Origin of the sequence: Sandaracinus amylolyticus (assembly GCF_021631985.1) — a bacterium.
In the GTDB taxonomy this organism is placed as follows: domain Bacteria; phylum Myxococcota_A; class Polyangia; order Polyangiales; family Sandaracinaceae; genus Sandaracinus; species Sandaracinus amylolyticus_A.
This window is the reverse complement of the sequence record NZ_CP070225.1, coordinates 10,526,839-10,542,042: the sequence shown is the minus strand read 5'-3', so window position 1 is coordinate 10,542,042 and position 15,204 is coordinate 10,526,839. Positions and strand designations below refer to the sequence as shown.

General features: G+C 71.9%; 16 protein-coding genes. 5 read left to right on the top strand and 11 right to left on the bottom strand.

What is annotated here, in order from left to right; genetic code table 11:
* Positions 1-10: 10 nt before the first annotated feature.
* Positions 11-1,342 (top strand): glycoside hydrolase family 18 protein, encoded by a 1,332-nt coding sequence (locus tag I5071_RS44840; protein ID WP_236519580.1) that lies wholly within the window; start codon positions 11-13, stop codon positions 1,340-1,342.
* Here the strand turns inward: I5071_RS44840 and I5071_RS44835 are convergent.
* Positions 1,332-3,275 carry a sensor histidine kinase gene (locus tag I5071_RS44835; RefSeq protein WP_236519579.1) on the bottom strand — a complete coding sequence of 648 codons (1,944 nt, stop codon included), beginning with the start codon at positions 3,273-3,275 and terminating at the stop codon, positions 1,332-1,334. The genes I5071_RS44840 and I5071_RS44835 overlap by 11 nt on opposite strands.
* Before the next feature lie 65 nt (positions 3,276-3,340).
* On the opposite strand from I5071_RS44835, the gene ttcA reads away from it, so the two are divergent.
* Positions 3,341-4,213 (top strand): tRNA 2-thiocytidine(32) synthetase TtcA, encoded by an 873-nt coding sequence (ttcA, locus tag I5071_RS44830; RefSeq protein WP_236519578.1) that lies wholly within the window; start codon positions 3,341-3,343, stop codon positions 4,211-4,213.
* On the opposite strand, the gene I5071_RS44825 is transcribed toward ttcA, so the two are convergent.
* The 6 genes from I5071_RS44825 to I5071_RS44800 all read right to left on the bottom strand — a co-directional run bounded on the left by I5071_RS44825 (position 4,171) and on the right by I5071_RS44800 (position 9,281).
* The gene (locus I5071_RS44825) at positions 4,171-5,544 is read right to left on the bottom strand and encodes an MFS transporter (protein ID WP_236519577.1); all 1,374 of its coding nucleotides are present in this window, start codon (positions 5,542-5,544) and stop codon (positions 4,171-4,173) included. The two genes, ttcA and I5071_RS44825, sit on opposite strands and share 43 nt — an antisense overlap.
* Before the next feature lie 7 nt (positions 5,545-5,551).
* The gene (sigJ, locus tag I5071_RS44820) at positions 5,552-6,412 is read right to left on the bottom strand and encodes an RNA polymerase sigma factor SigJ (RefSeq protein WP_236519576.1); all 861 of its coding nucleotides are present in this window, start codon (positions 6,410-6,412) and stop codon (positions 5,552-5,554) included.
* Positions 6,412-6,843 (bottom strand): carboxymuconolactone decarboxylase family protein, encoded by a 432-nt coding sequence (locus I5071_RS44815; RefSeq protein WP_236519575.1) that lies wholly within the window; start codon positions 6,841-6,843, stop codon positions 6,412-6,414. Before I5071_RS44815 ends, sigJ begins: the two co-directional genes overlap by 1 nt.
* A gap of 52 nt (positions 6,844-6,895) precedes the next feature.
* Positions 6,896-7,408: a choice-of-anchor X domain-containing protein gene (locus I5071_RS44810; protein WP_236519574.1), complete on the bottom strand. Its 513-nt coding sequence runs from the start codon at positions 7,406-7,408 to the stop codon at positions 6,896-6,898.
* Positions 7,408-8,247 carry a CDP-diacylglycerol--serine O-phosphatidyltransferase gene (gene pssA, locus I5071_RS44805; protein WP_236519573.1) on the bottom strand — a complete coding sequence of 280 codons (840 nt, stop codon included), beginning with the start codon at positions 8,245-8,247 and terminating at the stop codon, positions 7,408-7,410. Before pssA ends, I5071_RS44810 begins: the two co-directional genes overlap by 1 nt.
* A 191-nt stretch (positions 8,248-8,438) precedes the next feature.
* Positions 8,439-9,281 (bottom strand): hypothetical protein, encoded by an 843-nt coding sequence (locus I5071_RS44800; RefSeq protein WP_236519572.1) that lies wholly within the window; start codon positions 9,279-9,281, stop codon positions 8,439-8,441.
* Between the two features lie 26 nt (positions 9,282-9,307).
* Here I5071_RS44800 and I5071_RS44795 point away from each other — a divergent pair, with 26 nt between their 5' ends.
* Positions 9,308-9,622 carry a PilZ domain-containing protein gene (locus tag I5071_RS44795; RefSeq protein ID WP_236519571.1) on the top strand — a complete coding sequence of 105 codons (315 nt, stop codon included), beginning with the start codon at positions 9,308-9,310 and terminating at the stop codon, positions 9,620-9,622.
* Between the two features lie 9 nt (positions 9,623-9,631).
* On the opposite strand, the gene I5071_RS44790 is transcribed toward I5071_RS44795, so the two are convergent.
* The gene (locus I5071_RS44790) at positions 9,632-10,252 is read right to left on the bottom strand and encodes a type II CAAX prenyl endopeptidase Rce1 family protein (RefSeq protein ID WP_236519570.1); all 621 of its coding nucleotides are present in this window, start codon (positions 10,250-10,252) and stop codon (positions 9,632-9,634) included.
* Positions 10,249-11,211, bottom strand: a complete 963-nt coding sequence (locus I5071_RS44785; protein WP_236519568.1) for an NAD(P)H-binding protein — start codon at positions 11,209-11,211, stop codon at positions 10,249-10,251. The genes I5071_RS44790 and I5071_RS44785 overlap by 4 nt, the downstream gene beginning before the upstream one ends.
* Positions 11,212-11,333: 122 nt before the next feature.
* On the opposite strand from I5071_RS44785, the gene I5071_RS44780 reads away from it, so the two are divergent.
* Together I5071_RS44780 and I5071_RS44775 are read left to right on the top strand one after the other, a co-directional pair.
* A complete protein-coding gene (locus I5071_RS44780; RefSeq protein ID WP_236519567.1) occupies positions 11,334-12,506 on the top strand; it encodes an acyl-CoA dehydrogenase family protein in 1,173 nt (390 codons plus the stop codon).
* A gap of 17 nt (positions 12,507-12,523) precedes the next feature.
* A complete protein-coding gene (locus I5071_RS44775) occupies positions 12,524-13,699 on the top strand; it encodes an acyl-CoA dehydrogenase family protein (RefSeq protein ID WP_236519566.1) in 1,176 nt (391 codons plus the stop codon).
* A gap of 45 nt (positions 13,700-13,744) precedes the next feature.
* On the opposite strand, the gene I5071_RS44770 is transcribed toward I5071_RS44775, so the two are convergent.
* Both I5071_RS44770 and I5071_RS44765 read right to left on the bottom strand, forming a co-directional pair.
* Positions 13,745-14,164: a hypothetical protein gene (locus I5071_RS44770; RefSeq protein ID WP_236519565.1), complete on the bottom strand. Its 420-nt coding sequence runs from the start codon at positions 14,162-14,164 to the stop codon at positions 13,745-13,747.
* Positions 14,161-15,156 (bottom strand): hypothetical protein, encoded by a 996-nt coding sequence (locus I5071_RS44765; RefSeq protein ID WP_236519564.1) that lies wholly within the window; start codon positions 15,154-15,156, stop codon positions 14,161-14,163. Before I5071_RS44765 ends, I5071_RS44770 begins: the two co-directional genes overlap by 4 nt.
* Positions 15,157-15,204: the final 48 nt, after the last annotated feature.

Below are 15,204 nucleotides of genomic sequence, written 5' to 3'. Positions count from 1 at the left end.
TCTATCGGTCATGCGCGTCGCGACGCTCGTCCTCGCTCTGGCTCTCGCCTGCGGATGTTCCACCCCCGAGCTCGACGCGGCTCCCGATGGCGCACCGGGCCGCGACGATGACGGCGGAGCGAGCGGCGCCGACGGGGGAGACGACGATGGCGGCACGACCGGACGCAGCGACGGCGGGCCGGTCGACCCCGACACCGACGCGGGTGATCCGCTGCCGGTGCCCGGTGCGCGCGTGGTCGGGTATTTCTCGGCGTGGAGCGTCTACCAGCGCAACTATCACGTGATGGATATGCCGGCGGAGCAGCTGACGCATATCAACTACGCGTTCCTGAACATCCAGAACGGGCGCTGCGTGCTCGGCGACTCCTATGCCGACATCGAGCGTGCCTATCCCGGCGACACGTGGGAGGGCGGCGCGGTGCGCGGCAGCTTCCATCAGCTCGAGCTGCTGAAGCAGGCGCATCCGCACCTGCGCACGCTGCTCAGCGTCGGCGGATGGACCTGGAGCGGCTCGTTCTCCGATGTCGCGCTGAGCGACGCGAGCCGGCGCACGTTCGCCGAGTCGTGCATCGACATCATGGTGCGTTACGGCTTCGACGGGCTCGACATCGACTGGGAGTTCCCGGTCAGCGGCGGGCTCGAGACCAACACCCGACGTCCCGAGGACCGACACAACTACACGCTGCTCCTCGAGGAGCTGCGGCGGCAGCTCGTCGCGCGAGCGTCGGCGCAGGGACGCGGCGAGCCCTACCTCCTCACGATCGCGTCGGGCCAGAGCCCCGAGGCGTTCGCGAACCTGGAGCTCCCCGAGCTCGGCCGCGTGCTCGATTGGATCAACCTGATGTCCTACGACTATCACGGGTCGTGGGAGCGCATGACCGGGCACAACGCGCCGATGGTCACGGCCCCGGGTGACCCGGTGGGCTGGGGCGTGGCGCACGCGGTCGACGGCCTCCTCGAGGGCGGCGTGCCGGCGGACCGGATCGTGATGGGCGTGCCGTTCTACGGGCGCTCGTGGACCGGCGTGACCGGCGGCGGCTCGGGCCTGCGGCAGAGCGCGACCGGCGCCGGCCCGGGCACCTGGGAGCCCGGCGTGATCGAGTGGAAGGACATCGCCGCCAACTACCTCCCGAACGCCGGGTTCACGCAGGGCTGGGACCCGGTGGGCCAGGTCCCCTATCTCTACAACTCGTCGAGCGGCGTGTTCGTGACCTACGACGATCCCCGCTCGATCCGGATCAAGCGCGACTTCGCGCGCGCGCGGCGGCTCGGCGGCGTGATGATCTGGGAGCTCAACTGCGACGAGGCATCGGACACCCTCACGCGCGCGCTCACGGAGTGACCGTCTCGAGCGGCAGGGTGAACGTGAAGGAGCTGCCGACGCCGATCGTGCTGTCCGCGCGGATCGTGCCGCCGTGGGCGTCGACGATGCCCTTGGTGATGTAGAGGCCGAGCCCGGTGCCGCGGCGCGCGTGGCGGCGCGCCGACCAATACGGATCGAACACGTGGGGCAGCTCCGCGGGCGCGATGCCGGGGCCGGTGTCGGCCACCGTGATCTCGAGCTCGCGATCGCGCACCGCTGCGCGCACCGTGATCGTCTCGCCGCGCCGGCAGAACTTGATCGCGTTGCCGAGGAGGTTCGAGAACACCTGGAGCACGCGCTCGCGATCGCAGCGCACCGCGACCGGCGCCAGCGCGACGTCGGCGACCAGGCGCAGCTCCTTCTCGCGCGCGAGCGGCTCCTGCAGCTCGAGCGCCTCGGCGATGATCTCCCGGGGGTCTTCGGGCTTCTCGACGATCGTCAGCCGCCCCGCCTGGATCGCGGCGAGATCGAGCAGGTCGCGGATCAGACGCTCCATGCGGCCCGACGCGCGCTGGATCGTCTCGATCAGCCTGCCCGCGGCGTGCTGGTCGGCGGTGCGGACCAGCAGCGACGCGCTGGTGCGGATCGCGGAGAGCGGGTTGCGGAGATCGTGCGAGACGATCGCGAGCACGTCCTCGCGGGCGACCACCGCGCGCCGCGCCGCCTCGTAGAGACTCGAGTTGTCGATCGCGAGCGCGGCGCGCACCGCGAGCTCGCGCGCGAAGTCGAGGTCGTCCTGGGCGTAGCGCCGGGTCGCGCTCGCGAGCGTCAGCGCGCCGACGATCTTCCCGCGCGCGGAGAGCGGCACGCGGATGACCGAGCGCGCGCCGATCGTGTGCAGCGCGACCAGCTCCACGTCGCCCGCCAAGAGCTCGACCGCGAGGCCTGGATGGAGCTCGGCCTCTCCGGTGCGCAGCACGCGCGACGGCTCGCGCCGCGCGGCGAGGTGCGCGCGCGCCCGATCGCGCTGCTCGTCGTCGACGTGGTGCACCAGCAGCGTTCCCTCGTGCCCGCGCTCGCCCGGGATCTCCACCACGCAGCAGTCCGCGATCGCCGGCACCGCGAGCTCGACGAGCGAGGCGAGCGTCGTGTGCAGCTCGAGCGACGACGCGAGGATCTCCGACGCGCGGAGCAGCACGCGCTGTCGCTCCTCGGCGCGCTTGTGCGCGGTGATGTCGCGGAGGTAGCCGGTGAACCACGGAGCTCCGCCGCTCGGCACGCAGGTGATCGTGAGCTCGACCGTGAGGTGCGAGCCGTCGCGGCGGATCGCCGGCATCTCGAGGCGTCGATCGAGGATGCGGCTCTCGCGCGTCGCGCCGTAGCGAGCGACCCCGCGGGTGTGCGCCTCGCGCAGGTGCGGCGGGATCACCAGCTCCGCGAGCGGTCGGCCCAGCGCCTCGTCGCGGGTGTACCCGAACATCCGCACCGCCGCGGGGTTCCACGCGACGACGTGGCCGGCGGCGTCCATCGAGATGATCGCGTCGAGCGCGACGTCGAGGATCGCCGCGGTCTGCGCCTCGGCGCGCTCGGCGCGCGCAGCGACGAACGACGCGACGCCCGCCGCGACGCGCTCGGCCAGGAACGCGAGCGCGATGCGCAGCTCGGCGAGCGCGATCGGAGGTGAGCCCGAGGACGCGAGATCGAGGACGCACTCCCGCAGCGCGTCGTGCTCGCGCACGAACGCCTCGAGGTCGTCGATTCGCCCGACCGACTCGCGCACCCCCTGGATCGCCCCCGCGCGCAGGCTCGCGACGAGCGCGTCCACGAGCGCATCGAACGCTCCCGCCGCCCGCGACGGCGGGGCCCCGCACGCGAGGAGCGCGTGGCGATGCGCCGCGATCAGGTCGGCGAGCGGAGAGACCCGAGCGGCGACACCCGCGGTGAGCGAGCCTTCGGGGATCGGGCCGGCCACAGGACGCAACTAGGCACCGCGGGCGCCGTCGACTCGACGGGCTCGGAGTGTTAGTCCGACGCGCGATGGAAGAGCGGCGCCGCGTCCTCGAGAAGCACCTCTATCGCACGCTGAAGACCACCTGCGAGCGCTGGGAGCTGCTGCGTCCGTCCGCTTCGGGCGGAGCCGAGCGTGTGATGGTCGCGATCAGCGGCGGCAAGGACAGCTACACGCTGCTCACGCTGCTCGACAAGCTCGTGCCGCGGCTGCCCTTCGCGGTCGAGCTGGTCGCGGTGCACCTCGATCAGGCGCAGCCCGGCTACGACGGCGCGCCGCTCGAGGCGTGGCTCGCGCAGCGCGGCAGGCCCTACGAGATCCTGCGCGAGGACACGTACTCCGAGGTGCTCTCGCGCACTGCGCCGGGCGGGACGTACTGCACGGTCTGCTCGCGCCTGCGGCGCGGGATCCTCTACAGCGCCGCGGAGCGCCTCGGGTGCAGCGCGATCGCGCTCGGGCACCATCGCGACGACGCGCTCGAGACGTTCCTGATGAACCTGTTCTTCGCGGGCAAGCTGCAGGCGATGCCGGCGAGCTACGTGACCGACGACGGCCGCTTCCGGGTGATCCGCCCGCTGATCGACTGCGACGAGGCGCGCATCGCGGAGTACGCGGCGCTCGAGCAGTTCCCGATCCTGCCGTGCAACCTCTGCGGCTCGCAGGAGGGCCTGCAGCGCGAGCGCATGAGCGCGCTGCTCGCGCAGCTCGAGGCGCAGCACCCCGACGTGCGCAGCGTGATGATGCGCGCGCTCGGCAACGTGCGTCCGACCCACCTGCTCGATCCGGAGGTGCTCGAGGCGTGGAGCGCGCGTCCCGCGCACGTGCGGCCGGAGCGCGCGCCCGAGCCGCGCGAGGCGCGCTACGAAGCGCGCTCGGTGCGCAAGCTGCCGGTCGTCGAGTAGATCGCGAGGCACGCCGCGGGCGCGAGCGAGAAGGTCGCGAAGAGCGCGAGCGCGGCGCGGGAGACGCCGTCGGGCGTGCCGAGGCCTGCGCCGTTCGCGATCAGACCGGCCAGGGCGGCGCCGAGCGCGGTCGCGAAGAGCTGCACCGTGGTGATCGACGCCGATGCGAGCTCGGGCTCGTCGGCGGGCGCGACCTGGAGCACGCGCGTGAGCACGTGGGGCCACGCGATGCCGACGCCGACTCCGACCATCGCGAGCGCGGCGGCGATCGGCACGACGAGCGCGCCGTCCTCGGCGCGCGCCGGCACGAGCCACGCGCAGGCGATCGTCGCGACGAGCACGATCACCGGCGCGATTCGCAGCGCGCGCTCGACGGTGCCGGGGTCGCGCGCGCTCGAGCCGGCGATCGAGCCCAGCGTCCATCCGCCCGCCATGAGCGCGGCGAGCGCACCGGCGACCAGCGGCGAGCGCCCGTGCAGCACCTGCAGGAAGAGCGGCGCGAAGATCTCGGTGCTGGTGACGGTGATCGCGAGCAGCGAGAGCACCGCGTAGAGCCGCACCAGCGGGGCGCCGAGCCGCGGGAAGAGGCGCGACGACGCGCGTCGCTCGACGACGAAGAGCGCGACCACGAGCACTCCGGCGAGCACGACGAGCAGCCCGCTCGAGCGCGCGACGCTCGCCCCGGAGAGCGCGAGCACCGACGCGGCGAGGAGCGCGAGCTGGGCCCACGCGACCGGCGGCGCGGAGGTCGCGTCGATCCGTCCCGGAAGCGCCCGCAGCGCGAGCACGACGAAGAGCGCGGTCGCGGGGATCAGCGATCCGAACGCGGCGCGCCATGCGCCGAGCTCGGCGAGCACACCGCCGATCGCCGGGCCCACCAGGGTCGCCACGCCCCACATCCCCGAGACCAGCGCCATCGCGCGGGGCCAGAGCCGCTCGTCGTAGAGCGCGCGGATCATCCCGTAGGGGAGCGCGACGAGGAGCCCGCCGCCGAGCCCCTGCACCACGCGACCCGCGAGCATCGCGTCCATCGACGTCGCGCTCGCGGAGATCCACGCGCCCACGCCGAACACGATCGACGCGGCGACGTAGGCGTGACGCGCGCCGAGCCGCGCGAGCAGGCGCGCCGAGAGCGCCGACGCGACGATCGACGCGACCACGAAGAGCGCCGTGCTCCAGGCATAGCGCTCGAGCCCGCCGATCTCCGCGACGACCGAGGGCAGGATCGTCGTCGCGACGTAGAGATCGATCGCGTGCAGCGCGACCCCGCCGACCAGCACGAGCGCGCGCATCGCGCCCGCGCCGGCGAAGAGCTCCCTCCAGCCCGCCACGTCGGCCTCAGGACGCGAGCGCCGCGAGCTTGTCGGGGTTGCGCACGATGTAGAGGTGCGTGACCGCGCCCGACTCGTCGTAGGCGAACGAGAGCGAGGCGGTGATCGCGCCGTCCATGCGCAGCACGACGCCCCGACCGCCGTTGAGCTCGGTCGCGACCCACTCGTAGCCGCGCCACCACTCGCGCAGCTTGCCGACGAACACGAGCACGTCGCGCTTGCCGTGGAGCGGCTTCGGGATCGCGCTGGCCTTGCCCCCGCCGTCGGCGCGCAGCTCGACGTCGTCGGCGAGGAGCGCGGAGAGGCGATCGAGCTCGCCCGAGGTGATCGCGACCTCGAACGCCGCGAGCAGCTCGTCCTGTCGCTCGCGCGGCGTGACGTGGCGGACCTTCGCCTGATCGACGTGGGCACGGGCGCGCGAGACGAGCTTGCGGCACGCGGTCTCGTTGATCTCGAGGGTGCGCGCGGTCTCGGCGTAGGAGACGTCGAACACCTCGTGCAGCAGGTACGCGGCGCGCTCCTTGGGCGTGAGGCGCTCGAGCACGAGCAGGAACGCGGTGCCGAGCGACGCGGCGAGACCCACGTCGCCCGGCTCCTCGATCGGCGTGTGCAGCGGCTCGGGCAGCCAGGGGCCCACGTAGTCGACGCGCGAGCGGTGCGCGGCGCGCAGCATGTCGATGCAGCGCCGGGTGCACGTCGCGGTGAGCCACGCGCCCGGGCTCTCCACGTCGTGCGCGCCGAGCCACTTCACGTACGTGTCCTGCACCGCGTCCTCGGCGTCGGCGCGCGAGCCGAGGATGCGGTACGCGAGCCCGAGCAGCATCGGGCGCGCCTCGGTGAACGCGTCGTCGTGGGCCGTCTGGGTCATCAGTGCCTCGAGACCTGGAGCCGGTTCCAGAGGTTGATCATGCCGACGGTCGCGGTGAGCGCCGCGATCTCGGCGTCGGAGAACGAAGCGCGCAGCTGCGTGCGCAGCGTCGCATAGTCGGTCTCGTGGTCGAGCCTCGTGAGCGCCTCGGTCCACGCGAGCGCAGCCCGCTCGCGCTCGCTGAACTCGCTCGAGTGCCGCCACACGACGAGGCGATCGAGCCGCTCGTTGGTCTCGCCGTCCTCGCGCGCCTCGCGGGTGTGCATGCGGACGCAGAACGCGCAGCCGTTGATCTGCGAGGCGCGGAGCACCACGAGGTGGTGCAGCTTGCGCTCGAGCGGGCGCTCGTCGATCGCGTGGTGGACCGCGCCGAGGGCCGTGAGGACGGCGGGGATCTCCTTGTCGAAGCGGATGTCGTTCGAGCTGCTCATGTCGTGTCTCTCCTTCTGAGGAGATGACGATCGACGTGGCGGGTTGTGACGCTCAGATCTCGAAACGCGTCCCGGTCGGGTACGCGAGCTCGAGCGGATCGCCCTGACAGCCCTGGAGCACCGGGACGAAGCGCAGCGTGATGTCGCTGCGCTCCGGGATCTCGCGGCCGAACGGGTTGCCGACCGTCTGGTCGATCACGCCGTCGTTCGCGGTCTCGTCGCCGTTGGTCCCGTCGTCGCGCACCGTCAGCCCGAGGTCGACCACGCGCACCTCGTCGGCGCCCGCGTCGGCCGGCGCGATCAACGCGAAGAGCTGCACGCTCGCCGCGCCCGGGCGCATGTCGCACGCCTCGAGCTCGACGTGCACCGTCGCGCGCGCGGTGGGATCGAGCGGCCCGATGCGCTCGGGCGTCACCGACGCGCTCGCGATCGCCGTGTACTCGTAGGGATCGCACTCGAGCACGCGCTCGCCGTCGCAGCTCGCCGCGAGGTCGTCCGGCTCGCTCTCATCACCGCACGCCGCGAGCGCGAGGCCCGCGATCAGGACCGCCCACCTTCGCATCATCACGGAACGCTGGGGCGCTGCTTCTCTTCGGCGGGCTCGACCGTCGCCGGCGACTGTCCCCGACGTCCCGCGAGGCGCGCCGCCTTGCGCGAGATCTCGAGCACGGCCTCGAGCACCGCGATCGCGACGTAGCCCACGATGAGCCACACCAGCGCGAACGAGGGGTGGTACGTCGCTGCGATCACCGCGCTCGACGCGATCGTGAGCCCGACGAAGATCACGCTGCGCCAGCCGAGCTTGATGTCCTTGAACGAGCGGAACGGGACCGTGCTCACCATGAAGAACGAGAGCGCGATCACCACGCCGAGCATCACCTCGGGCGCGCTCTGCAGCGAGCCGGTCACCGCGAAGTTCGCGACGATGATCGACACCAGCGCGCCCGCCGCGCCGGGGATCGGCAGGCCCATGATGTACTTGCCCGGCTTCTTCGGCGCGCCGCTCGGGCTGGTCGCCATCACGTTGAAGCGCGCGAGCCGGATGGCGCCGCACGCCACGTACGCGAAGCTCGCGATGAGCCCGCCGACGCCGAGCGTGTGGAGCGACCAGCGGTAGACGAGGATCGCGGGCGCGATGCCGAACGAGACGACGTCGGCGAGCGAGTCGATCTGCACGCCGAACGCGCTCTGCGTCTTGGTCAGGCGCGCGACACGACCGTCGATCACGTCGAAGAACATCGCGAACACGATCAGCAGCGCCGCGCGATAGAAGTCCTCGGCGCTGGTCTCGCCCGCTCCGTTCGCGGTGGTGCACGCGACGATCGCGTAGAAGCCGCAGAAGATACTGGAGAGCGTGAAGAGGTTCGGGAGGATGAAGAGCGTCTTCCTCAGATCGAAACGCATGGCCCTCCCCTGCTTCCCGTCACGCACGAAACGCCGCCCAGTCTACGCGCAAAGCGCGAAGAATGTCCCGAGGTCGACGACGTGCAAGGCGGCTCGGTCCACCTGGAGTGCTCGCTGGCGGAGGGGCCTACGGGAGCGTGCCGCGCACGCGGACAGAGGGCCCTGCGTCGGCGAGCCGTTTTGACACTCGCTCAGGGGTCGCCCGGACCCGCGGCGCGCATCGCGGCGGCGAGGGCGTGGTTGCGCAGGCGGAGGTCGCCGGTTCGCTCGTGGCCGCGGGTGAACGCGAGGGCTGCGGCCTCGGCGTCGCCGGCGCGCCACGCGAGCACGCCGCGCGCTTCGTCGGCGTTCGCGCCGCCCGCGCGCTCGTAGGCGTCGAGCGCGGCGAGGCGGAGGTTCTCGTCGGCCGCGTCACCGTGGAGCGCGAGCCAGCCGTGGTACGCGCGCAGTCGGACCTCGTCGAGGCCCTCGGTGAGCGGTCGCCCGTGCACCGCGTTCCAGCGCGCGGCGTAGAGCGCGCGCACCACGAGGTCGGGCGCGACGCGACGCTCGCCGGCGATCGCGCCCCATCGCTCGAGCGCCTCGCGGAAGTCGCCGAGCAGCGCGGCGCGCGAGGTGTCGTCACCCTCGCCCGCGAGCGCAGGGATCATGCGCTCGACGTCCTCGGCGCGGACCACCTCGACCACGGCCTCGCCGTGCGCGTCGATCATCCGATCGAGCACCTCGCGCAGCTCGGCGCGCCGCGCCTCGCCGCGCTCCGCGGGCTCACCGTGGATCGACGCGAGGTTCTGCGCTTCGTAGAGCTCGCGACGGCGTCGCGCATCGTCGTCGGTCGGGGCATGCGCGGCGACGCGATGCTCCTGCGCGATCGACGCGCGTGCCTCGGCGGCGTCGAGCGAGAGCGGGGGAATTTCCGCGGGAATCGCGGCGCGCGGCGCGAGCCAGATCGCGACGAGCAGTGAGGACGGAACGACGACGAGCATCGCCGCGAGCAGATCCGGCCCGACGCGGAGACGATGCTTGACTTCACTCATGGCGAGGGGTCAGTGTCGACCTGCCCATGAGCAGCGGACGCCGTGTCCACGAGCGATATGCGCTCGCGCTGGACGTGACCCTCAAGCACCCCGACGGTGAGTCGGCGGGCCTGACGCAGAACGTCAGCCTCGGTGGTGCGCTGATCGAGATCAAGGATCGCATCACGTTCGGTGCGGAGGTCAGGCTACGCCTGCGTCTTCCGCCACTCAAGGAAGACGCCGAGATCCCGGCGATCGTCCGCTGGATCAAGGACGGCCTCGTCGGCATCCAGTTCGGGAGCCTTCGCGCCAAGGAAGTCTGGGCGTTCAACCAGATGTTCAAGGACGCGCCGAAGGTCTGATCGTCGCGATCAGAGCGGCACCAGCACGAACACGATCACGTCCCACAGCGCGTGCGTGATCAGCGGGACCACGATCCCGCCGCTGAGCTGTCGCTGCCACGTCCACAGCGCGCCGCACGCGATCGCGAGCGCGATCAACACCACCGAGCCGCCGGCGATCTGCGGCACCGTGTAGAGCGCGATCGCTGCGACGAGCACGGCGCTGCGCCGCACGCCCCAGCGCTCCAGCAGCGCGACGAGCAGGCCGCGGAACACCAGCTCCTCCGCGAGCACCACGAGCAGCAGGAGCGGCACGGCGGCGCGCGGTCCCGGCGGCGCGTGCAGCTCGTCGTAGAGCGCGAGGACCTCGCGCTCGAGGCCGGGCACGAGCGCGAGGCCGATCGGGTAGAGCACGTGCGTCGCGATCGCCATCGCGAGCCCCGACGCGACGCCGATCGCGATCCAGCGCGGCGAGGTGCGCAGCTCGATGCGCGTCGTCGCGAGCGTCGCGGCGATGCCGATCACACCGGCGGTCGCGGTGCTCGCCCACACGCTCACCTCGCCGCGGATCGCGAGCGACGCGGAGAGCGCGACGAGCGCGAGCCCGAACGCGAGCCACGCGACGCGCGGCGAGACGCGGAGCATCGTCATCCCCGCGCCGCGCTCGGGCCGCGCAGGCGCGCGCGATCCGCGAGCGTCGCGACGAGACCGCGCTCCGGTCCACGCCGCGCGCGCATCGCGCGATCGACCGCGAGCTCGAGCGTCATCGGCGCGTGATCGGGGATCCGATCCCAGATCGACTCGCCGCTCGGAACCAGATCGCTCTGGAGCCCCTGCACGAGCTCGCGCGCCATCGGGAGCGGCACGTCGGTCACGAGCGCGACCCACCAGCTCGAGAGCGAAGGCGTGAGCACCGGCACCGGGATCATCGGCGGACGATGACCGAGCTTCGCCGACACACGACGCAGGAGCTCCTCGTGGGTCATCCGCTCGGGCCCCGGCACGTCGAGCCAGCACGAGCCCGGCACGTCGAGCTCGAGCGCGAGAGAGAGCGCGACCAGCACGTCGTCGATCGCGACCGGCGCGCTGCGGAACTGCGTCCACCTCGGCAGCACCATCGCGGGCAGCCGCGCGGAGAGGTCGCGCACCATCGCCCAGCTCGCGCTGCCCTCGCCGATGATCATCGCGGCGCGCAGCTCGATGCAGCACGGCGCGCCGGTGCGCAGCAGCTCGCCGGTGCGCAGTCTCGATCGCAGGTGGCGCGACGTGCGCCCGCTCGGCGCGACGCCGCCGAGGTACACGATGCGCTGCAGCCCGCTCGCCGCCGCCTCCATCGCGAACCGGTGCGCCTCGCGCGCCTCGCGCTCCGGGTAGTCGCGCGCGCTCGAGATCGCGTGCACGAGGTAGTACGCGGCGTCGCAGCCGTGGATCGCGCGCGCGATGCTCTCGCGATCGTCGAGGTCGAGGTGGACCCAGCTGCGATCGCGCCAGCGCGCACGCGCGCGCTCCGGGTCACGACTGCCACACACCACGTCGTGACCCGAGGCGCGGAGCACCGGCTCGAGCAGGTGGCCCACGAAGCCGGTCGCGCCCGAGAGCAACACGCGCACGATCGAGCGACCTAGGTCCGGGCGGGGCGAGGGCCAGCACTGAACCGCGCTTCATTTTCGCGCACCTCGCACCTATCCTCCCAGGTCCGTGCGCGCGTACGCGCGCCAGACGAGGAGCTGAGATGGACCTCTCGTTCACGCCCGATCAAGAAGCCTTCCGCGAGGAGGTGCGCGAGTTCATCCGCACCCAGATGCCGCCGCACCTCGCGGCGAAGGCCGCGGTCGACGGGCACTTCGAGCACGAAGAAGTGATGGAGTGGCAGAAGATCCTCTACCGCAAGGGGTGGGTCGCGCCGCACTGGCCGAAGGAGGTCGGCGGCACCGGATGGGACGCCGCGCGTCGCTTCATCTTCTCCGAGGAGCTCGAGAAGGCGGGCGCGCCGACGCTCTCGCCGTTCGGCCTCGCGATGGTCGGACCGCTGATCATCCAGTTCGGATCCGACGCGCAGAAGCAGCGCTTCCTGCCGAAGATCCTCAGCGGTGAAGAGGCGTGGTGCCAGGGCTACTCGGAGCCCGAGGCGGGCAGCGACCTCGCGTCGCTGCGCACCACCGCGGTCGACGACGGCAAGGGCAACTTCGTCGTCAACGGGCAGAAGACGTGGACCACGTACGGGCAGTACGCGGACTGGATCTTCTGCCTCGTGCGCACGAACCAGACGGGCAAGAAGCAGACGGGCATCTCGTTCCTGCTGATCGACATGAAGACGCCGGGCGTGAAGGCGGTGCCGATGCTGACGACCGGGCACACGCCGGCGTTCTGCGACACCTACTTCGACAACGTCGTGGTGCCGAAGGAGAACGTCGTCGGTCCGGTCGACGGCGGATGGACGATGGCGAAGGCGCTGCTCGGCCACGAGCGCACGCTGATCGCCGCGGTGGGCACGTCGACGCGCGCGCTGATCCGCGTGAAGCGCATCGCGCAGGAGCACGGGCTGCTCGCCGATCCGGCGTGGCGCGGTCGCATCGCGCGGCTCGAGATCGAGCTCGAGGCGCTGCGGATGCAGAACTATCGAGCGCTCGTGGGCGCGCAGCTCGGTCACGCGCCGGGGCCCGAGTCGAGCGTGCTGAAGATCCGCGGCTCCGAGATCCTGCAGCAGGCGATGGAGCTCGCGATGGACGTGATGGGACCGAGCTGCATGGCGTGGTTCACGCCGCCGGGCGTGCTCTCGCCGAGCGAGCAGTGGATCCCTTCGGCCTTCAACTACACGCGCGCGACGACGATCTACGGCGGGTCCAACGAGATCCAGCGCAACGTCATCGCGAAGTGGATCCTCGGGCTCCCTGCCCAGGCGTGAGAGAGGAGTAGACGAGAATGGACTTCGAGCTCACGCAGGAGCAGAAGATGCTCGCCGAGTCGGCGGCGAGCTTCGCGAAGAAGACGTCGCCGGTGGAGCGGCTCCGCAAGATCCGCTCGATGCCGCACGTCGAGGGTGTCGAGCAGCGTCACGCCGCGAAGGCCGATCCGCGCAACTGGGAGCCCGCGGTGTGGAAGCAGATGGCGGAGCTGGGATGGCTCGGCCTCTTCTATCCGGAGAGCGTCGGCGGCCTCGGGCTTCGCTTCTTCGACGCGTCGCTGGTGATCGAGAAGCTGGGGACGACGCTGGTGCCCGAGCCCTACGTCGCGAGCGTGGTGCTCGCGGGCTGGGCGCTGCTCAAGGCGGGCAGCGCGGAGCAGCACGCGAAGTACCTCACGCCGATGATCGAGGGCGAGACGAGCCTCGCGCTCGCGTGGCAGGAGCGCGGCTCGCGCTACGACGTGACGAGCGTGAAGACCGTCGCGAAGAAGTCGGGCAGCGGCCACGCGCTCACCGGTGAGAAGGTGCTCGTGCTCAACGGGCACGCGGCGGATCACGTCGTGGTGTCGGCGCGCACCGAGGACGGCGCGCTCGCGCTCTTCGTGATCGATCCGAAGAGCAAGGGCGTCACGATCGAGAGCATCACGACGATGGACGCGAGCCGCGCGGCGCAGCTCCGTCTCGAGGGCGCAGAGGGCGTGCGCCTCACCGGCGGGGACGCGCAGGTCGCGCTCGAGTGGGCGCTCGATCTCGCAGCCGCGGCGGCGTGCGCGGAGGGGCTCGGCATCGCGCGCACCGTGCTCGACATGACGAACGCGTACCTCAAGGTGCGCAAGCAGTTCGGCGTGCCGATCGGGACGTTCCAGGTGCTGCAGCACCGCGCGGTCGACATGTTCGTGCAGACGCAGCTCCTCGAGAGCACGGCGATCCTCGCGGCCGTGCGCGCCGACGAGGAGGACGCGGACGAGCGTCGTCGCGCGGTGTCGATCGCCAAGGTGCGCCTCACGGCGGGCGGCAAGTACGTGACGCAGCAGAGCGTCCAGCTCCACGGCGGCATCGGCATCACCGACGAGCACGACGTGGGGCTCTACTTCAAGCGCATGCAGGTGCTCTGCACGCTCTTCGGCGACGACGAGCACCACCTCACGCGCTTCGCGTCGCGCGAGGCGTTCGCGACGACGGTCGGCGAGTGATCCCGAGCGCACGAGCACGAGCCCATCGCTCGTGCTCGTGCGCGATCACGGCACTGCCGCGTCCACGCCCGCGTCGACCTGCGGCACCGGATCTTCTTCGATCGGCCCGGTCGCGCTCCGCACGTCCCAGTCACACGTCGACGCGCCTTCCGCGAACGCGCGATGGATCACGGTGACGCGCCCGCTCTCGGGGCACGCGACGCGCACCAGCGGGCACACCGAGCCGCACGCATCGTCGCTCTCGCGCAGCACCGCGGTCGCATCGGCGCACCCGCGCACGTCGGCCTCCGATCCGTCGCACACGCGCAGCACCGCGTCGCCGCTGCACGATCCGAGGCCACACGCATCCGCGCACCCGATCTCGATCGCCTCCCCCGGCGTGCACGAGACCGTCGCGGGATCGCGCCCGTAGCCGCACCCCACGAGCGCGATCCCGAGCAGCAGCGCGACGCCTCTCGCGATCACTCTCCGATCCCTGCCGGGCGCACCGCCCAGTCGCACGCGAAGGGCTCGTCCTCGCCCCAGCCGCGCGAGGTCACCGTGATCGCGCCGCTGCCGGGGCACGTGACCGCGACCTCGGGGCACACGCCGTCGCAGCTCTCGTCGTCCTCCGCGAGGTAGCTCGCGCCGTCGGCCTGGCACTGCTCGGGGGTCGAGTTGCCGTCGCAGATGCGCAGGAACGTCTCCGCCTCGCACGCGCCGAGGCCGCACGCCGACGCGCACCCGACCACGACGCGCTGGCCCGGGCTGCACACCTCGGTGCCGTCGGCGCGATGCGGCGCCTCGCGCGCCTCCCACTCGCAGATCTGATCGTCGACGGTGCGCGGTGCGATCGTCATGCGGCCCGACTCGGGACAGCGCACGACGCGATGCGGGCAGCCGCCGCAGCTGCGGAAGCTCGTGCCCGAGTCGAGCTGCATGCTCGACTCGCTCATGCAGTCCGCGACCGACAGCGTTCCGTCGCACACGCGCAGGCTCGGGCTCCCCTCGCACTCACCCGCGCCGCAGAGCTGCGCGCATCCGACCACGTAGGCCGCGCCGGGGTTGCACGTGATCGTCTCGCCGTTGCGCCCGCCGGGCGGGAGGATGCCGCGGTGCTCGACCTCCCACTCGCAGCTCCACTCTCCGAAGCTCGCGAAGGGCGCCACGATCACCGAGCCCGAGGGCGGGCACACCACGCGACCACGCGGGCACGACGTCGAGCCCCCGCACGAGTTGCCGTCGATCTGCACGAACATCGTGTCGGTCGCGTCGGCGCATCCGTCGCGGCCGAGCGTTCCGTCGCACACGCGGATCCGCGGCGAGCCCTGGCACGAGCCGATCCCGCACTCCGCGGCGCACCCGATGATCAGCGTCTCCCCGGGCACACACGTCTCTTCGCCACCGCCCATGCCTGGCCGCAGGTTCTTGCAGCCGCAGAGCACGAGCAGCGGGATCACGAGCCACGTCGATCGCATCACGGCGCGATCGTACGCGATCCGCGCAGGTTTCTCCCGGCATCGTGC

What these genes read in the sequence shown, in the direction of transcription:
- I5071_RS44840 (WP_236519580.1), top strand. Translation starts at nt 11, where the DNA reads ATGCGCGTCGCGACGCTCGTCCTCGCTCTGGCTCTCGCCTGCGGATGT.
- ttcA (WP_236519578.1), top strand. Translation starts at nt 3,341, where the DNA reads ATGGAAGAGCGGCGCCGCGTCCTCGAGAAGCACCTCTATCGCACGCTG.
- sigJ (WP_236519576.1), bottom strand. Translation starts at nt 6,412, where the DNA reads ATGACCCAGACGGCCCACGACGACGCGTTCACCGAGGCGCGCCCGATG.
- I5071_RS44815 (WP_236519575.1), bottom strand. Translation starts at nt 6,843, where the DNA reads ATGAGCAGCTCGAACGACATCCGCTTCGACAAGGAGATCCCCGCCGTC.
- I5071_RS44810 (WP_236519574.1), bottom strand. Translation starts at nt 7,408, where the DNA reads ATGATGCGAAGGTGGGCGGTCCTGATCGCGGGCCTCGCGCTCGCGGCG.
- pssA (WP_236519573.1), bottom strand. Translation starts at nt 8,247, where the DNA reads ATGCGTTTCGATCTGAGGAAGACGCTCTTCATCCTCCCGAACCTCTTC.
- I5071_RS44800 (WP_236519572.1), bottom strand. Translation starts at nt 9,281, where the DNA reads ATGAGTGAAGTCAAGCATCGTCTCCGCGTCGGGCCGGATCTGCTCGCG.
- I5071_RS44795 (WP_236519571.1), top strand. Translation starts at nt 9,308, where the DNA reads ATGAGCAGCGGACGCCGTGTCCACGAGCGATATGCGCTCGCGCTGGAC.
- I5071_RS44790 (WP_236519570.1), bottom strand. Translation starts at nt 10,252, where the DNA reads ATGACGATGCTCCGCGTCTCGCCGCGCGTCGCGTGGCTCGCGTTCGGG.
- I5071_RS44780 (WP_236519567.1), top strand. Translation starts at nt 11,334, where the DNA reads ATGGACCTCTCGTTCACGCCCGATCAAGAAGCCTTCCGCGAGGAGGTG.
- I5071_RS44775 (WP_236519566.1), top strand. Translation starts at nt 12,524, where the DNA reads ATGGACTTCGAGCTCACGCAGGAGCAGAAGATGCTCGCCGAGTCGGCG.
- I5071_RS44765 (WP_236519564.1), bottom strand. Translation starts at nt 15,156, where the DNA reads ATGCGATCGACGTGGCTCGTGATCCCGCTGCTCGTGCTCTGCGGCTGC.